The following is a 14,764-nucleotide window of genomic DNA, read 5'->3' on the forward strand; positions in this document are numbered from 1 at the left end:
GTCACAATAGGCAGTTTGTCGAGATCAGGGCGGACCGAGCATGAGCGACCCCTCCGGAAAATCCATGAGTTACCGCGATGCAGGGGTCGACATCGACGCCGGCAACGCCCTGGTCGAGCGGATCAAGCCGCTGGTGGCCGCCACCCGCCGCCCCGAGGTCCTGGCGGGCCTCGGCGGCTTCGGCGGTCTGTTTCAGCTCGGCGATCGCTTCACCGACCCCGTGCTGGTGTCCGGCACGGACGGCGTCGGCACCAAGCTCCTGCTGGCCAGGAAGCTGGACGTCCACGACACCATCGGCATCGACCTGGTGGCGATGTGCGTCAACGACATCCTGGTCTGCGGCGCCGAGCCTTTGTTCTTCCTGGACTACTTTGCCTGCGGCAAGCTGGATGTGGACGCGGCCAGCCAGGTCGTCGCCGGCATCGCCGAGGGCTGTCGCCAGGCCGGCTGCGCCCTGATCGGCGGCGAGACCGCCGAAATGCCGGGCATGTACGGCCATGGCGAATACGATCTGGCCGGCTTTACCGTGGGCGCCGTGGATCGCCAGGCACTCATCGACGGCAGCGCCATCGAAGCCGGCGACGTCATCCTCGGCCTGGAGTCCAGCGGCCCGCACAGCAATGGCTATTCCCTGATTCGCCGGGTCGTCGATCATGCCCAGGCCGATCTCGATCAGCCCATGGGAGAAACGACCCTGGGCAAGGCCCTGCTCGCGCCGACACGGATCTACGTTGCCGCGATCCAGAAGGCGCTGGCGGCGGCCGAACTGCATGGCATGGCCCACATCACCGGCGGCGGCCTGACCGAGAACATCATCCGAGTCGTGCCTGACGGCCTGGGCCTGCGCATCGACGAAGGCAGCTGGCCCCAGCCCGAGGTCTTCGACTGGCTGGCCAGGACCGGCAACATCGAGCGCTCGGAGATGCGCCGCACCTTCAACCTCGGCATCGGCTACGTCATGATCTGCCGCCCGAGCGAAGCGGACCGGATCGAAGCGGCGCTGGACGAACCGGTCCACCGGATCGGCGAGGTGATCGAACACCACGGCGGCGAGCGCGTCCAGTTCCGGGCATGAGGCCGACGGCAGGTCCAGACGAGCGCCAGGGCCTCGTCGTGATGATCTCGGGCCGCGGCAGCAATCTGCTGGCCCTGGCCGAGGCCTGCCGCAGCGGACGCATTCCGGCCCGTATCGATGCGGTGATCTGCGACCGGCCCGGCGCCGCCGGTCTGGAACGCGCCGCCGAACTGGGCCTGGATCGGGTCCTGATCGACCGTCAGCGCCATGCCAGCCGGGCGGACTTCGAAGACAGCCTCGGCGCCGCCCTGGACGGCCTGGCGCCCCGCTACATCATCCTGGCCGGCTTCATGCGCGTACTCAGCGCCGACTTCGTCGACGCCCGCCCTGGCCGGATGATCAATATCCACCCGTCTCTGCTGCCGCGTCACCGCGGCCTGGAGACGCACCGCCGCGCGCTCGAGGCCGGCGATCGGGAACACGGCGCCAGCGTTCACTTCGTGACCCCCGCGCTGGACGGCGGCCCGGTCATCAGCCAGGCCCGCCTCGACATCCGCCCCGGCGACACGCCGGACACCCTGGCCGACCGGCTACTGCCGCTGGAGCATCAGCTGCTGGTCAGGACCACGGCACTACTGATGACCCGCACGGTCGAACTTCGCGATGGATGCATTCATGTCGACAATCAAGCGCTCGAACATCCGCTGGATCTCGATCTTGACCTGGCTGAGTCTGGCCAGCGCCGCGCTGGGGCAGTCTGACGCGCCGAACGGCGGGGACGCCGACTCGGCGTTCCCGATCCCGGCCCATCGGACCGTTCACGAGGTGCTGCGCAACGGCAGCAAGGTGGGCGAGGTGCACTCGACGCTCAGCCAGGACGAGCGCGGCATCTGGTTCTTCGAGACCGACACCGTGGCCACCTCGACGCTGGCCCGGATGCTTCGCCTGTCGGCCGAGGAGTCAGCCCATTTCCTCTGGCGTGAGGACCACGTGCTGCCACTGACCTATCGCAACATCTCCCGGGCGCCGCTCCGCACCCGTTTCTGGCAGCACGAACTGCACTGGGACGAGCACGTCAGCGAGTCCGTCACCCATCAGGGCGAACTGCGCATCCCCCTGGAGGACGGCCTGCTTGACCCGCTCACGCTACGCCTCCAGGTGTCCGCCTGGCTGCACGAACCCGAGCGGCGCGGCCAGAACTTCGAGTTCCGGGTGCTCGAACGCGATCAGATCGAGACCCAGCGCGTGGATGACCTGGGCGCGGAGACGATCGAGGTCAACGGCCAGTGCTACGAGACCCGCAAGCTGCGCCGTTTCCGACGCGAGGGCTCGAGCCGGAACTACCTGATGTGGCTCGCGCCGGCCCAGCACTGGCTGCCCGTCCGGATCGAGCTCGGAGACGAGGACGATGACATCGTGCTGCGTCTGATCGAGAGCAGCCTCCCGGTGGCTGACCAGAACTGCGATTGAGATCATTTCAATCGCTATACTGAGCTTCGAGCTTCGAGTCGAGGTCTGTCATGCGCCTAGTTATCGCCATTTTCGCCCTGCTCTCCGCAGCAGGTTGCGCGGTCAATCCGGTCACGGGTCAGAACGAGCTGAGTCTCTACGACGAGACCTGGGAGTTGAAGACCGGCGAGCAATTCTACGCGCCGCTCCGCCAGCAACAGGGTGGCGACTTCGTGCTCGATGCGGAACTGGTCGACTACGTGCAGGAAGTCGGTCAACGCGTGGCCGGCCACGCCGACCGTGACCTGCCCTACGAGTTCGAGGTCCTCAACAGTTCGATCCCCAACGCCTGGGCCCTGCCCGGCGGCAAGATCTCGATCAATCGCGGCCTGCTCACGGAGATGAATTCCGAGGCCGAGCTGGCCGCCGTTCTCGGCCACGAGGTGGTCCACGCTGCCGCTCGCCATGGCGCCAGCGCACAGTCCCGCGCCGCTTTGCTGCAGGGCGCCGTGGTTCTCGGCGGCGTTGCCGTGGGCGTGGCCACCGAGCGCGAGGACTATGCCGCCGTGGCGATGATGGGCGGGATGCTCGGCGCCCAGCTGATCGGCCAGCGCTATTCGCGCGATGCCGAACGCGAATCGGATTTCTACGGCACGCGCTACATGCACGAGGCCGGTTACAACCCCGAAGGCGCCGTTCGCCTGCAGGAAAGTTTCGTTCGCCTCTCCGAGGGGCGCGATTCCAACTGGCTGGACGGCCTGTTCGCCTCGCACCCACCCTCGCCGGAGCGCGTCGAGAACAATCGCCGCATCGCCGACGAACTCGGTCGCACGGGGATTCTGGGCGAGGAGCGCTACCGGCAGAAAACCGCGCGCCTGCGGGCCCTCGTCCCCGCCTACGAGGCGCATGACGAAGGCCGGGCGGCGCTGGCCGAAGGCAATCACGAACTCGCTCTGAGCAAGGCCGAGGAAGCCCTGTCCTTGGAGGATCGCGAGGCCATCTTCCATGCCCTGCGCGGCGATGCCCTGGCTAGCGCCGAGCGCTGGCGCGACGCGGAGCGAGCCTATGACCGGGCGCTGGCCCTCGATCAGGGCTGGTTCTATCAACACCTGCGGCGCGGCATGGTCCGCGCCGAGCTCGGTGAGCTGGAAGGCGCCCGTCGCGATCTCGAAGCCAGCCTCGAACGGCTCAGAACGGCGCAGGGCCATTACTACCTCGGGGCCGTGGAGCGCGATTCCGGCAACCGTCAGCGCGCCATCGAGCAGTTCCGGATCGCCGCCCAGGAAGAGGGCGAGATCGGTCAGCGCGCCCGCCAGGCGCTCAATGACATGGGCATCACACCCTGAGGCGATGGCCTGCCGGGCCTTGCCGTCTTCTGACGATGCGCTGTCGACCCTTCAGGATCGTGAAAGGAAACACCGCGCGTGCCGGTCATGTTCGGTAGCGTGAACCGTCAGCGCCGCTTCGAGGCCCTGGCGCGCGAGTTTTCCGACGACCTGTTCCGCTTCGCGGTCTGGCTCTGCGGCGATCGCGCACTGGCCGACGACCTGGTCCAGGAGACCTTCATCCGGGCCTGGAAGGCGCTGGATTCACTCAAGGACGAGCAGGCGGCGAAGCCCTGGCTGATCACGATCCTGCGGCGGGAATACGCGCGCACCTTCGAGCGCAAGGTCCCGCCCCTGGTCGACATCGATGCCGTGATCGGCCTCGAACAGGCCGGGGAAGGGCCGGAGGATCGGCTGGAACGGATGCGTTTTCGTGAGCGCATCATGCAGCTGGAAGCGAAGTATCGCGAGCCGCTGCTGATGCAGGTGATCCTGGGCATGGCGATCAACGAGATCGCCGCGGTGCTGGACCTGACCGACAGCGCGGTGATGACCCGGGTCTTCCGGGCCCGTGAACAACTCAAGCAGACGATGAGCAAGGACTAGCGAAAGAAGGATGGACCTCGAGGCGCTGAACAAACGGCTGATGAGCGACCCGGATCTCGACGATCCGGCGCTGCGAGCCCTGGCGGAGAAAGACCCGGCCTGTGCCGAGGCCCTCGAAGACGCCCGCGCATTCGAAGCCCGACTCGAGCGCGCGCTGGCCCTGCGCGCGCCCCGCGGCCTGGCCGAGCGCATCATCGAGCGCCAGCAGCGTGAGCGGCGGCGACCGGAAATCCCCTGGATGCTGTCCACGGCGGCCGCCCTGGCCCTGGCCATCGGCCTGCTGGCCTTTCGAGGCCCTACCCCCTCGACGGACCCGCGGCAGGACGATGTCTGGTCGACCGTTGCCTGGCATTGGGCACACGATGGCCCGCAGGTCCTCGAGGCCAGCCTGCAGATGCAAAGTACGGCCATCGAGGTGGACGCCCTGCTGGACAGTCTGGGCGTGCACGCCGACGAGGAACTGCTGGCACAGGTCCGCCTGGGCAAGATCTGCCCGACCCCCGATGGCCGCGGCGCGCACCTCATCCTGACCACCGACGACGGCCCGATCACCCTGATGATCCTGCCCCACACCCGTGCCCCGATGGCACCGGCCTCGGTGACCCTGGACGACGGCCTGGAAGCCTGGCTGGTCAACCTGGACCACGGCAGCATGGCCGTGCTCGCCGAGCCGGGGCGAGGGGCCTACGAACTGGCGCGCCGACTCCAGCAGCAGCTCAGCATCGACGAAAGTCAGCGCAGCCTCTGAGCAGAGCGCTGCGCGGGAGGCCCACGTCCTGGCCGATGCCACCTGGTCTAGAATGGTTGCAAGCCGCCCCAGGATGAACCCCATGCGATCGACCCTGCTCTGTCTTCTGCTCCTGCCCCTGTCGGCGCTGGCGGCCGATGGCTTTCTCTTCGAGAACGTCCGCCTGATCGACGTCGATGGGAACCATGCCTCCGAGCCCGTGAGCCTGGCCGTCCGCGAGGGCTTCATCGTGCATAGCGAGCAGCTCGGCGAGGCGCCCGTTCGCATCGAGGCCGAGGGCTTCCTGATGCCGGGTCTGGCGGAAATGCATGCCCATATCCCGCCCACGCGGGATCCCGAGCGTCTGGCCGACGTGCTGACCCTGTTCCTCGCGCATGGCGTGACCACGGTCCGCGGGATGCTCGGCGAAGCCGGCCACCTGCCGCTTCGCGCGGAGCTGGCCAACGGTGAGCGGCATGGACCCCGCCTGCTGACGGCCGGGCCTTCGTTCAACGGGAATACGGTGTCTTCTCCGGAACAGGCGGCCGGCATGGTGCGGGCGCAATCCGAGGCCGGCTACGACCTGCTCAAGTTGCACCCCGGGCTCTGGCCGGACGCCTTTGCGGCCATCGTCGAGACCGCCGCCGGCCTGGGCATCGACTACTCGGGACACGTCTCCATGGCCGTCGGCCTCGACCGCGTCCTGGCCTCGCAGCAAGGCACGATCGACCATCTGGATGCCTATGTCCAGGCCATGGTCCCCGAGCGCCATCCGCTCTACGGTCGAGATCCGGGATTCTTCGGCATGAATCTCGTCGATGGCATCGACGACTCGCGCATCGAAGCGCTGGCACTTCGCACCGCCGAGGCCGGCATCGCCAATGTCCCGACCCAGACCCTGCTGGAGAACATCTTCATCGGTGATCTGGACGCCCTGCTCGGGCGGCCGGCCATGCGCTTCGTCAACGCTCGCACCCGCGACAACTGGCTCGACGCCATCGAACAGCTGCGGGAAGGCCACGGCCCCGAGCAACGTCAGCGCTTCATCGACGTGCGGCGCGCCTTGATCCTTGCCCTGCATCGCGCCGGGGCGACGATCCTGCTGGGCGCCGATGCGCCGCAGATTCTGAACGTGCCCGGGGACGCCGTCCATCATGAACTCGAGCTCTATGTCGCCGCCGGTCTGAGCCCGGCCGAGGCCCTGGCCACCGGGACCACGCGCGTGGCGGACTACCTGGGCCAGAGCGCGCATGGCTGTCTGCAGCCGGGCTGCGTCGCCGATCTGGTCCTGCTCACCGCCAACCCGCTGGCCGATATCCATCACAGCCGCAGCATCCAGGGCGTGATGCGGGCGGGCCGCTGGTACGATCGAGCAGCCCTCGACGAGATGCTCGAAGACGTCGCACGACGCGCTGCCGATGACTGATCACGCAGCGCCGCCGACCGATGCCGATACCGAATACCGCCTGGCGACCGAGCCTCCGAACGCTGCTCGGCTCGATGCTGCTGGCAGGCGCCTTGGCGATGGGGAGCACGATGGCCGCTGAAGCCCCTCCCTTCCGCCCCCTGAGCTATCAGGACCGTCTGGAATCAAGGACGCTGGATTCGATCGAGTTACTGGTGATCCATGCCACCGAGCTGCCCGACCTGGACATGGCGAGGGAGTACGGCGAGCGCATCCACTACCCAGGCTCCCGAACCGGCAACAGCGGGCATTTCTATATCGACCGGGAAGGCCGGATCGAGCAATGGGTCGCCCTGGATCGAGTCGCCCACCACGTGGCCGGGCAGAACGCCAACTCGATCGGCGTCGAGCTGGTCAGCCTGGGACGCTATCCCGACTGGCTGGACAGTCGTCATCAGGATTGGCAGGAACCGGTCAACGAGGCGCAGCTTCGAGCGCTGATCGGGCTCATCGACCAGCTCCGGACCCGGCTTCCGAATCTGAACCGCATTGCCGGTCACGATCAGCTCGATCGCCGCCGTGTTCCTGCCAGCGACGATCCATCGATCCAGGTCCGGCGCAAGCTGGATCCGGGCCCGGAGTTTCCCTGGTCGAGACTGATCGAGGCGACCGGCCTGCAGCCATGGAACGACGGCGAAACCGCGCCTTGATTACCGCCCCCGGCACCGGCACCAGGGAAGTCACGGGACGTCGAAGCGATCAGTCCTTCCTGGTTCCCGCCCGCAGGGCGGCCTTGACGATCTCTTCCACGTCCGGACTCAGGCCCTTCTTGTCGGCGATGGCCTCGAGCTCGCCGCGCATGCGGCCCGCGCGTTCGGCACCATAGGCCTGCCAGCGATTGAACACCGTGGCCAGGCGCGCAGCAACCTGCGGGTTGATGCCATCCAGTTCACGAATCACCCGCCCCATCAAGGCGTAGCCACTGCCATCGGCAGCGTGGAATCCGGTCGGATTGTGCAGCCCGAAGGTGCCGAGCAGCGCGCGCACCTTGTTCGGGTTCTTCAGGCTGAAGGCCGGATGCGCCATCAGGGCCTCGATGCGCCGAACGGCGTCGGCCCCGGCCACGCTGGCCTGCACGGCAAACCACTTGTCCATCACCAGGGGATCGTCCCGATAGCGATCCTCGAAGCCTCTCAGGGCCCGGTCGGCCGCGCCGACGCGCCCATGGACCAGGGCTTTCAGCGCACCCATGCGGTCCGTCATGTTGTCGGCGCTCTCGTAGTGATCGACGGCCAGTCCATCGGCCGCCTCGCACTGACCATCGAGCATCAGATTCAGGATCAGATTGGACAGGGCCCGCCGACCGACCGCCTCCGGCGAATCGCTCCAGGCCGCTCCGTCACGGCACGCCAGATAGCGCGCACGAAGCACGGGCTCGAGCACCTGACTCAAACGCATCAGCAGCGCCTTGCGCGACTCATGGATGCAATCGACATCGACCGGGTCCCGCTGCTGGGCCAGTTCCGCTTCCGAGGGCAGACTGAGCAGTTCCGCGGCCAGGGCCGGATCCAGTGTCTCGTCTTCCAGCACCGCCTTCCAGGCCGCGATCAGCAGCTCGACGGCGTCCGGCAGCCGGGCGCCGGCCTCGATGGCCGCCGTCAGTACCCGCTCGGCCAGGCGGCGCATCGCCTGCCAGCGACTGAAGGGATCAGGATCATGGCCGGCCAGGCGGGCCAGCTGCTCGTCGCTCCAATCGTAGTCCAGTCGAACCGGGGCGGAGAAATCACGAAGCACCGAAGGCAGCGCATCAGGGGGCAGCTGGTCGAAACGGAACTCCGCATCGACATTGGTCAGCACGAGCAATCGCGTTTCCGCACCCTCCCCGTCTTCACCGACGCGGGTCACCGGGAGGGGCTGGTTGTCCGGACCCAGGAAACCGATCTTGACCGGCACCATCAGGGGGCCACGCTGCTCGTTGTCCGGATGAGCGCTCAGCGACTGGCGGAAGCGCAGGATGTAGTGTCCGCGCTCATGATCGTAGTCCGTCGTCATTTCCAGGCGCGGCGTGCCGACCTGGGCGTACCAACGCGCGAACTGGGTCAGATCGCGATCATTGGCATCGGCCATGGCCGCGAGGAAATCGTCGCAGGTCACGGCCTGGCCATCGTGACGCTCGAAGTACAGATCCAGGCCGCGGCGAAAGCCCTCACGGCCGAGCAGGGTCTGATACATGCGCACGACCTCGGCGCCCTTCTCGTAGACCGTTGCCGTGTAGAAATTGTTGATCTCGATGTAGCGCTCGGGGCGGACCGAATGGGCCATCGGACCGGCATCCTCGGGAAACTGCCGCGCCATCAGGGTGGCCACATCGGCAATTCGCTTCACCGCACGGGAGCGCAGATCGGCGGTGAATTCCTGATCCCGGAAGACCGTCAGACCTTCCTTCAGAGTCAGCTGGAACCAGTCGCGGCAGGTGACCCGGTTGCCGGTCCAGTTGTGGAAGTACTCGTGCCCGATCACCGCCTCGACGGCTTCGTAGTCGGCATCGGTGGCCGTGTCCGGGTCCGCCAGCACGTAGCGGGCGTTGAAGATATTGAGGCTCTTGTTCTCCATCGCGCCCATGTTGAAATCATGGGTGGCGATGATGTGATACACATCGAGATCGTATTCCAGACCCCAGCGCTCTTCGTCCCAGGCCATGGCGCGCTTGAGACTGGCCATGGCGTGATCGAGCCGATGCAGATTGACCGGTTCGGAGTAGACCTTGAGCGCGACCTGGCGGCCGCTTCGGGTCGTGAAGTGGTCTTCGAGAACGGCCAGATCGGCCGCCACCACCGCGAACAGGTAGCTCGGCTTGGGGAAGGGGTCTTCCCAGACGGCATAATGACGACCGTCCTCGAGCTCACCGCTCTCCAGCTGATTGCCATTCGAGAGCAACAACGGATAGCGCGCCCGATCGGCGATCAGACGCACGCGAAAGGTCGCCATCACATCGGGTCGATCGGGGAACCAGGTGATCTTTCTGAAGCCTTCGGCCTCGCACTGGGTCAACAAGGACGAGCCCGCCGCATACAGCCCTTCGAGGGCCGTGTTGCGTTCGGGATGGATCTCGACCTCGGTCGTGATCCGGGCCACGTCGGGGACGCCACCGATCACCATGGACTCACCGTCCATCGTGCGCTGCCGATCGGCCAGTGGCTGGCCGTCGACCAGCACACGGCGGGTCTTCAGCTCCACGCCACTCAGGCGCAGTGGCTCTCGATCAAGGGCCTCGGGATTGCGACGCACGTCCAGATGCGCGAGCACCCGGGTACTTTCCGCCGCCAGCTCAAGCTCCAGATCGACGTGATCGACCAGCCAGGCCGGCGGGCGATAATCGCCCCGAAGAATGGGCCGCCGACCCTGGTCACCACGTGCTGCCATGAAAACTCCTTAGCGCTTGATACAAACAGAGGCCGCGAGCGATCCTCGCTCGCCGCGAGGGCGGCTATTATAAGTGGATGACATCAAGCCAGCTCACACCCGCCGATATTGTCGAAGCCGCTCGGCGGCTCGGAGATCGAGTTCGCAGGACACCGATCATGAGCGACCCCGAGATCGATGATCTGCTGGGGGCGTCGGTGTTTTTCAAGTGCGAGCAGCTCCAGCTCACGGGCTCCTTCAAACTTCGTGGCGCCAGCCATGCCGTCGGCCTGCTCCCCGAGGACTGCCCCGGAGTCGCCACGCATTCCTCCGGCAACCACGGGGCCGCACTGGCTCGGGCCGCATCCGAACGCGGATTCGAAGCGCATGTCGTGATGCCGGAAAATGCCGTTCGCTTCAAGGTCGATGCCGTTCGCAGGAACGGTGGCCAGGTCCACTTCTGCGCGCCCAATCAGGCGGCTCGTGAAGCCGGTCTCGCGGCATGGGTCGAACGAGGCTTCGAAGCTGTGCCGCCCTACGACGACGATCGCATCATCGCCGGCCAGGGCAGCTGCGCGCTGGAGATGCTCGAGCAGGTCGATGGCCTCGATACGCTCCTGGCACCGGTCGGGGGTGGCGGCCTGCTGGCCGGCACCGCGCTGGCGGCGGCCACCCGCGAAAAAGGCATCGAGGTCATCGGCGCCGAGCCCGAAGGTGCTGACGATACGGCTCGCTCCCTGGCCCTGGGCCGGCGGGTCACGAACCACCAGCCCGAGACCATTGCCGACGGGCTGCGCGCGCTCATCGGCGAGCGCAATCTCGGCATCATCGCCGAGCGTGTGACCGAGGTCATCACGGTTCCCGAGACCACGATCGTCGATGCCATGGCGCTGATCGCCGAACGGCTCAAGCAGGTCATCGAACCCTCGGGAGCGGTGTCCGTCGCCGCAATGTTGAAAGACCCGGAGCGCTGGCGGGGACGTCGGATCGGCGTGATCCTGTCCGGCGGCAACCTGGATGCCGAACGACTGGTGGAGGCCTGGCGCAGATGAGGCTCTGGATCCTGCGTCACGCCCGCGCCGAGGACCACAGCCCGACGGGTCGAGACCAGGACCGAGCGCTGAGCGCGCGCGGCCAGCTCGCCTGTCGGCATCTCAATCGCTGGCTCCGCGAGACCGACCTGGAGCTTCCGGCCCGGGTCCGCGTTTCACCATCCCGACGCACGCGTCAGACCGCCGAGCTGGCCCTGGCCGATCTGCCCGTCGGCCGTCTGATCGACGAAAGCCTCTGGCTGGCGCCCTGCTCGGACCTGCTGGACCAGATTCGAACGGCCCGCCCCGATGGCGAGCTGTGGCTGATCGGCCACAATCCCGGCCTGGAGGAACTGATCGCGAGGCTGGGTGCCGAGCTGCCCGTTCCGGGCCTCAAGCCCGGGACTCTGGTCGTCCTGGATCTGCCGGAAAAAGGTCCGGCCAGCATCCTTCAGATCGTGCCACCCAGCGAATCGGTGTAGGCCTTCGCCAGGGCTTCGATACCGGCCTGATCGGCCTCGCTGAATCGATCCGGGACGGGGCTGTCGATATCCAACACGCCGATCAACTGGCCGTCGACCAGCAGAGGCACCACGATCTCCGAGCGGGATGCGGCATCGCAGGCGATATGCCCTTCGAAGGCGTGCACGTCGGCAACCCGTTGGGTCGCGAGCGTTGCCGCCGCCGTCCCGCAGACGCCCTTGCCCATGGGAATCCGCACGCAGGCCGGCTGACCCTGAAAAGGCCCCACGATCAGCTCATCGCCTTCCAGGAAGTAGAAGCCGGCCCAATTCACCCGATCCAGGCCGTGATAGATCAGCGCACTCAGATTGGCCGCATTGGCAACGCGATGCGCCTGGGCCGACAACAGGCCTCGAGCCTGGCTGAGCAAGTCCTCGTAAGAAACCGACATCGACGGGTCTTCCTGATGAAATGAGTACCAAGCAGCCGGAGCACGGCTGCGGCGAACCTGGCATTCTACTAGCCCCACCGTAAGTATTGCCTCATCCAGCTTGTCTTACGGTGGGACTAGTCAGCCAATTCGGACTTCCTGAAGACCAATAGGCGATTGTTGGCCGGCAGCGCCAGATCGGCCACGGCCCGCAGCCCCCGTGCCTCGGCCAAGGCGGCAATCTCGGCGGCATCCCGCACCCCCATGGCCGGGTCACGCGCCCGCAGGTGGCGATCGAATTGCCGGTTGCTTTCGGCCGAATGGACTCCGCGATCCTGGAAAGGGCCATAGAGGATCAACAGGCCCTGTGGAATCAGTAGCTGCGGCACGCGGCTCAGCAAGCGCTCGGTCAGCGGCCAGGCCATGATATGCAGTGTGTTGGCCGTGAATACGGCATCGAAGGGGCCCTCGGGCCAGTCGTCGGACGCCACATCCAGGGCCCGGAGGCCGATCTCCCGCGAGCCGGCCTCGGCCTCGAAACGTGCGGCCAGACCCGCCAGACGCTCGGGAAGATCCGTCGACAGCCAGCGAAGATCCTGCCTTTGACGAGTGAAATGCACCGCGTGCTGCCCCGTCCCGGCGCCGACTTCCAGCACCCTGGCGCCCGTCGGCAGCAGACGATCGAGCGCCTCCAGGATCGGCTGCTTGTTGCGTTCGCAGGCTTCGCTGAACGGCAGGCTCATTGCCGAATCTCGTTCACGAGACGGCGGCGAAGCGCGGAGATCTCTTCCGCCAGCTCGTTGCGCCCGACATGGATCCCGTGGTGTACGCGGCGCTCTGCGGCCACCCAGACCGACTCGATCATGCCGGGCTGTTCGGCCATGATGAAGGTGTCCAGTGCACTGGCCGGATCGAGGCCGGCAAGCAGCGGATGTCCGGAATCCAGCACCACGAAATTCGCTAGTCGACCCACTTCCAGCGCCCCACCATTCTGGTCCAGGGCATGGGCACCATCGCGGGCCGTCCGGGCCCAGAGGCTGGTGCCAAGATGGGTCTGGCCCTCATCGAGCAGGACATTGCGCTGATGGTGAACGAGGCGCTGGCTCCAGTCCAGCTGGCGAAGCTCGGCGGCCGCCGAGGTCACCAGATTGCTGTCCGAACCGATCGCCAGCCGCCCCCCGAGCTGGCGCCAGCGAAGCGCCGGGAAGATGCCATCGCCCAGATCGGCCTCGGTGGTCGGGCAGATGCCCGCCGTGACACCGGCCCTTCGCATGGCCTCCAGTTCGAAGTCCTCGACATGGGTCGCATGGATCAGGCACCAGCGCGCATCGGGTTCGAGGCGATCGAACAGCAGCTCGACGGGGCGTGCGCCCGCATGTTCCAGGCAAGCCCTGACCTCGTCCGGCTGTTCGGCGATGTGCAGATGGACCGGCCCGACCGACCACGCCCGGACCAGTTCCGCCAGTTCGTCCACATCCACTGCACGCAGGGAATGGGGCGCCATGCCGAGACGATGCTGCGACCCGTCCTGCAGGCGGGCCTGCAGGGCATGAAGAAGATCCAGAAACTCGGCCTGGCTCATTCCGAAGGCCTGCTGGCGGGCATCGAGCGGCCGCTTGCCGAAACCGCCATATCGGTACCAGACCGGCAGCAGGGTCAGTCCGCAGCCCGCTCGGCTAGCCGCAGACAACAGGGCCTCTGAAGACGCCAGAGGCGCTTGACCGGCCAGGCGATGGGCATAGTGGAATTCCCCGGTGCAGGTATACCCACCTTCGAGAAGCTCCATGTACAGCCAGCAGGCCACCGTCTCGAGCTGATCCGGGTTCAGGGAGGAGAGCGCCCGATACATCCGCTCCCGCCAGGACCAGAAGCTGCTCCGGTCCTGCTCGCGCCAGCCCGTGAGACCGGCGATCAGGCGCTGGTGCGCATGGGAATGCACATTGCACATGCCCGGGATCACCGGCCCGGACAGGACCTCGGCTTCCCTGCCCGCACCCGGGGACTCCGGGATCGCCTCGATCGATTCGATGCGGTCATCCGTGTCCACCCGAATGCGCTGCGCTGCGCGCCAACCCTCGGGGGTCAACAGCCATGGACAGTCGAAAGCCCTCATGGCCGCGTGGGGCGCCAGCTCATCAGGAAACCGACCAGGGAGGCCAGCCAGTTTCGCAGCGGCTCGGCTCGCGCCGGGTCCCATCGCTCCGGGTCGGATTCGTCCAGATAGCAGCGCTGGGCAATTTCCAGCTGGATCGCATGTCGGCCGCTTGACGGCTGACCATAGTGACGAGTGATGTACCCGCCCTTGAAGCGACCATCGACCACGTGACCGAAGCCGGAGTCTGCAAGCTGGCGGCCCAGCGCCTCACGAAGCGGGGCCGCGCAACTGGCCCCCAGATTCGTTCCGAGATTGAGCTCCGGCAACTCGCCTTCGAACAGGCGCGGCACATGGCTCAGAATCGAGTGCAGATCCAGCAGTACGGCGTGACCGAAACGCGCCTGGGCTCGAGCCAGCTGACTCTCGATGGCCTCGTGATAGGGTCGCCAATAGGCAGCTCTGCGCGCTTCGATCTGTGCCTTGCCCGGTACCTGGCCCTCGAGATAAAGGGGCGCTCCGCTGAAAGTCTCCGTGGGAACCAGCCCCGTGGTCGGCCCCGAGTACAGCGGCTGATCATCGGGCGGGCGATTGAGATCGATCACGTAGCGCGAGCATTCGGCGACGATCAGACCAGCACCGAGATCCTCCAGCCCCTCCGCCAGGCGGTCCACGTGCCAGTCCGTATCGATGCGTGATCTGCCGGCGATTGTCAATCTCGCTTCGATCTCTTCGGGGATGCGCTGCCCCGCGTGCGGCACGCTGATCACCAGCGGGCTTTTCGGCTCGATGATTCGGATCATTCAGGACTCCCTAAACC

General features: G+C 66.6%; 15 protein-coding genes. 10 read left to right on the top strand and 5 right to left on the bottom strand.

Annotated elements, in window-relative coordinates:
* The first annotated feature begins 40 nt into the window (after positions 1–40).
* The 8 genes from purM (at position 41) to WM2015_RS12515 (ending at position 7,237) form a co-directional block, all read left to right on the top strand.
* Positions 41–1,075, top strand: coding sequence for a phosphoribosylformylglycinamidine cyclo-ligase (gene purM, locus WM2015_RS12480; protein WP_211260932.1), 1,035 nt, complete (start codon positions 41–43; stop codon positions 1,073–1,075).
* Complete coding sequence (purN, locus tag WM2015_RS12485) at positions 1,072–1,776, top strand: phosphoribosylglycinamide formyltransferase (RefSeq protein ID WP_049726358.1); 705 nt, start codon at positions 1,072–1,074, stop codon at positions 1,774–1,776. The genes purM and purN overlap by 4 nt, the downstream gene beginning before the upstream one ends.
* Positions 1,691–2,485: a DUF3108 domain-containing protein gene (locus WM2015_RS12490; RefSeq protein ID WP_169751172.1), complete on the top strand. Its 795-nt coding sequence runs from the start codon at positions 1,691–1,693 to the stop codon at positions 2,483–2,485. The genes purN and WM2015_RS12490 overlap by 86 nt, the downstream gene beginning before the upstream one ends.
* Positions 2,486–2,535: 50 nt before the next feature.
* Positions 2,536–3,810, top strand: coding sequence for a M48 family metalloprotease (locus tag WM2015_RS12495; RefSeq protein ID WP_049726360.1), 1,275 nt, complete (start codon positions 2,536–2,538; stop codon positions 3,808–3,810).
* A 78-nt stretch (positions 3,811–3,888) separates the two neighbouring features.
* Complete coding sequence (locus WM2015_RS12500; RefSeq protein ID WP_211260933.1) at positions 3,889–4,395, top strand: sigma-70 family RNA polymerase sigma factor; 507 nt, start codon at positions 3,889–3,891, stop codon at positions 4,393–4,395.
* Between the two features lie 10 nt (positions 4,396–4,405).
* Entirely contained in the window at positions 4,406–5,143 is a 738-nt protein-coding gene (locus WM2015_RS12505; protein WP_049726362.1) for a DUF3379 family protein, read from the top strand.
* A gap of 82 nt (positions 5,144–5,225) precedes the next feature.
* The gene (locus tag WM2015_RS12510; protein WP_049726363.1) at positions 5,226–6,548 is read left to right on the top strand and encodes an amidohydrolase family protein; all 1,323 of its coding nucleotides are present in this window, start codon (positions 5,226–5,228) and stop codon (positions 6,546–6,548) included.
* 110 nt (positions 6,549–6,658) lie between these two features.
* Entirely contained in the window at positions 6,659–7,237 is a 579-nt protein-coding gene (locus WM2015_RS12515) for an N-acetylmuramoyl-L-alanine amidase (protein ID WP_049727090.1), read from the top strand.
* Between the two features lie 49 nt (positions 7,238–7,286).
* On the opposite strand, the gene pepN is transcribed toward WM2015_RS12515, so the two are convergent.
* Positions 7,287–9,950, bottom strand: coding sequence for an aminopeptidase N (gene pepN, locus WM2015_RS12520; RefSeq protein WP_049726364.1), 2,664 nt, complete (start codon positions 9,948–9,950; stop codon positions 7,287–7,289).
* A 77-nt stretch (positions 9,951–10,027) separates the two neighbouring features.
* Between pepN and WM2015_RS12525 the strand changes: the two genes are divergently transcribed.
* Positions 10,028–10,981, top strand: a complete 954-nt coding sequence (locus WM2015_RS12525; protein ID WP_049726365.1) for a threonine ammonia-lyase — start codon at positions 10,028–10,030, stop codon at positions 10,979–10,981.
* Entirely contained in the window at positions 10,978–11,442 is a 465-nt protein-coding gene (locus tag WM2015_RS12530; protein ID WP_049726366.1) for a SixA phosphatase family protein, read from the top strand. The genes WM2015_RS12525 and WM2015_RS12530 overlap by 4 nt, the downstream gene beginning before the upstream one ends.
* Here WM2015_RS12530 and WM2015_RS12535 read toward each other — a convergent pair.
* From WM2015_RS12535 to hutG, 4 genes are all read right to left on the bottom strand, one after another.
* Positions 11,412–11,873, bottom strand: coding sequence for a GAF domain-containing protein (locus WM2015_RS12535; RefSeq protein ID WP_049726367.1), 462 nt, complete (start codon positions 11,871–11,873; stop codon positions 11,412–11,414). The genes WM2015_RS12530 and WM2015_RS12535 overlap by 31 nt on opposite strands.
* A 116-nt stretch (positions 11,874–11,989) precedes the next feature.
* Complete coding sequence (locus WM2015_RS12540) at positions 11,990–12,595, bottom strand: DUF938 domain-containing protein (protein WP_049726368.1); 606 nt, start codon at positions 12,593–12,595, stop codon at positions 11,990–11,992.
* Positions 12,592–13,965: a formimidoylglutamate deiminase gene (hutF, locus tag WM2015_RS12545; RefSeq protein ID WP_169751173.1), complete on the bottom strand. Its 1,374-nt coding sequence runs from the start codon at positions 13,963–13,965 to the stop codon at positions 12,592–12,594. The genes WM2015_RS12540 and hutF overlap by 4 nt, the downstream gene beginning before the upstream one ends.
* The gene (hutG, locus tag WM2015_RS12550) at positions 13,962–14,747 is read right to left on the bottom strand and encodes an N-formylglutamate deformylase (RefSeq protein ID WP_049726370.1); all 786 of its coding nucleotides are present in this window, start codon (positions 14,745–14,747) and stop codon (positions 13,962–13,964) included. Before hutG ends, hutF begins: the two co-directional genes overlap by 4 nt.
* Positions 14,748–14,764: the final 17 nt, after the last annotated feature.

This window comes from Wenzhouxiangella marina (genome assembly GCF_001187785.1).
Lineage (GTDB): Bacteria > Pseudomonadota > Gammaproteobacteria > Xanthomonadales > Wenzhouxiangellaceae > Wenzhouxiangella > Wenzhouxiangella marina.